General features: G+C 56.2%; 3 protein-coding genes. All 3 read left to right on the top strand.

All coding sequences use genetic code 11. The features are described 5' to 3' along the window. Window positions 1-566: aspartate carbamoyltransferase (gene pyrB, locus MV985_RS05730; protein ID WP_297464231.1), on the top strand; the 566-nt coding region annotated here is incomplete at its 5' end. Then, window positions 567-1,022: an aspartate carbamoyltransferase regulatory subunit gene (gene pyrI / locus MV985_RS05725; protein WP_297464229.1), complete on the top strand. Its 456-nt coding sequence runs from the start codon at window positions 567-569 to the stop codon at window positions 1,020-1,022. It abuts the gene before it with no gap. Between the two features lie 64 nt (window positions 1,023-1,086). Next, complete coding sequence (locus MV985_RS05720) at window positions 1,087-2,319, top strand: D-glucuronyl C5-epimerase family protein (protein ID WP_297464233.1); 1,233 nt, start codon at window positions 1,087-1,089, stop codon at window positions 2,317-2,319. Window positions 2,320-2,344: the final 25 nt, after the last annotated feature.

The raw sequence follows: 2,344 nt of genomic DNA, 5'->3' as shown, positions 1-2,344 counted from the left end.
CGGTCATCAACGCCGGCGATGGAAGTAATCAGCACCCGACCCAGACTTTGCTGGACCTCTACACGATAAAGAGAACTTTCGGGAAGATTGACGGCTTAACAATCGGTCTGCTCGGCGATTTGAAGTACGGCAGAACCGTCCACAGTCTGGCGGAGGCTCTAGCTTTCTACGACGTTGAGCTCTACCTGATTTCCCCCGAGCTTTTGAGAATGCCGAGGCATATCGTTGAGGAGCTCCGTGAGAAGGGCCTTGAGGTGCACGAGACCACCGACCTGGAGGGCGTAATCCCCGAATTGGACGTACTCTACGTGACGAGAATCCAGCGCGAGAGGTTTCCAGACGAGGAGGAGTATCTCAAGGTGAAGGGAAGCTACCAGGTGAACCTCTCCGTCCTTAAGAACGCCAAGGAAAGTCTCAGGGTAATGCATCCGCTCCCGAGGGTTGACGAGATTCATCCGGAGGTGGATAAGAGCAAACACGCGCTCTACTTCAGGCAGGTCTTCTCAGGCGTTCCGGTAAGGATGGCCCTTCTCGGACTGACACTCGGTGTTCTGGAGGGGGTTTGAATGCCCGAGCTGAAAGTTGAGGTCATCCCCGAGGGGACGGTTATAGATCACATTCCAGCAGGAAAGTGGCTGAAGGTGATAGGGATTCTCGGATTAACAAAACCCAACGGCGGAACCCTGCTTATAGCCTCCAACGTTCCGAGCAAAAAGCTTGGAAGGAAGGACATCGTCAAGGTCGAGGGTCGCTACCTCAGCGAGGAAGAGGTGAACAAGATAGCGCTGATAGCGCCCTTGGCTACCGTCAACATCGTGAAGGACTACAAAATCGTTGAAAAGTTCAAAGTGGAGATTCCCGATGAGATAGCCGGCATCCTGAAGTGTCCCAATCCAAGCTGCGTCAGCAACCACGAGCACGTTACTCCGAAGTTTAGGGTCGAGAGGAGAGAACCACTCAAGCTCCGCTGCCACTACTGCGAGAGGACGATCGAGGGGGACGAGATACTCGGCAACCTCTGATGTGAATTTTTCGACGGTGCAAAAGGCTTTTTAATTCTCTTTCATAGTTATTACTGTGGGTTCCATGAAAAGGGCTGTCGTGTCAATCATCGTCATTTTCATCCTCCTGACCGCGGGCTGCCTTGGGGCCATCAACAGGGAGAGCACGACCACCCCGAAGACGTCCCCTCCGAAAGAACCCTCCATTAACGGGACGGAAACCGGGATATTCCCCAACAGGAAAACCCCGCTGGAGCAAAACGGGAGCGATTACAGTTTTCTCGCGTCGAGGTACCCTGAGCTGGCGGACGAGCTCGAGAAGAACGAGATCATCTCGCGGTTCTACCCGGGTGCGGGCTACACCGTCAGGGTGTTCGCCCGAATAGCCGGGAAAAGGCCCCTGACGCGGGCGGAGCTGGAAATTCTGGAAATAACCCTCAGGGCAAACAACTGCTACTTCTCGCGCAACATCCCTCCAGAGAGGAGCTACTACGCTGTCTCATTCTCCCAGGAGAGGCCCGTGGAAAGCATCCCCTACGTGGAGTGCCCGAACTTCACCTCCAGACTGCCCTTCGTGTACTACGAGGGCAGGGGTTTCCAGTACTATCCTGTCACAGCCTCGAACTGGGCGTACCACTACCTGAAAACGGGACAGATTGAGGATGCAAAGGCGCTCCTCGACGAGATGCTGCCCCTCATGGAAACCATCAACACTTCCAAGGGCAAAGCCGGCGTTTTCTGGGCCTACTTCCCCCCTCCCGAAGGCTCCCCCGTCCCCTGGACGTCGTCCTTCTCCCAAGGCATGCTCGCGGGCCTCTACGCATGGCTCTACAACGAGACGGGAAATGTGACATACCTCAACGCCCCAAAGCTGCTCTTCAACTCGTTCTACCTGCCCCTCGAAAGGGGAGGCTTCGTGGAGAACACCGAATACGGCATCTGGTTCCTTGAATACCCCTACCGGCCGGACTTCCTGGTTCTGAACGGCCACATAATAACTATGAAGGGCCTGTGGCTCTACTACCGATTCACCGGAGACGAGAGGGCGCTCGAACTCTTCAACGAGGGGGTCAAGAGCGTCAAGAGGGCCCTCCCCGACTGCGACACCGGAGACTGGAGCCTCTACTCCGTCAACGGCCCCCCTGCCAGGGAAGACTACCACAGGCTGCACGTAAAGCTCCTCCTGTGGCTCTACGCCAGAACGGGGGAGGAGACATTCCTCGAGTACGCGGAGAGGTGGAACGATTATCTTGAAAAGAGGGGATTGGAGACGGAGGACCTCAACGCGCTACTCCAGCAGGTGCGGCACGCGCCTTAGCACGGGTATCGTGGCGAGCAGGCCG

It is taken from the genome of Thermococcus sp. (assembly GCF_027012695.1).
Taxonomy (GTDB): Archaea; Methanobacteriota_B; Thermococci; order Thermococcales; family Thermococcaceae; genus Thermococcus.
Note: the sequence above shows the minus strand (reverse complement) of the source record. Positions and strands in the feature narration are given on the sequence as shown.

What these genes read in the sequence shown, in the direction of transcription:
- pyrI (WP_297464229.1), top strand. Translation starts at nt 567, where the DNA reads ATGCCCGAGCTGAAAGTTGAGGTCATCCCCGAGGGGACGGTTATAGAT.
- MV985_RS05720 (WP_297464233.1), top strand. Translation starts at nt 1,087, where the DNA reads ATGAAAAGGGCTGTCGTGTCAATCATCGTCATTTTCATCCTCCTGACC.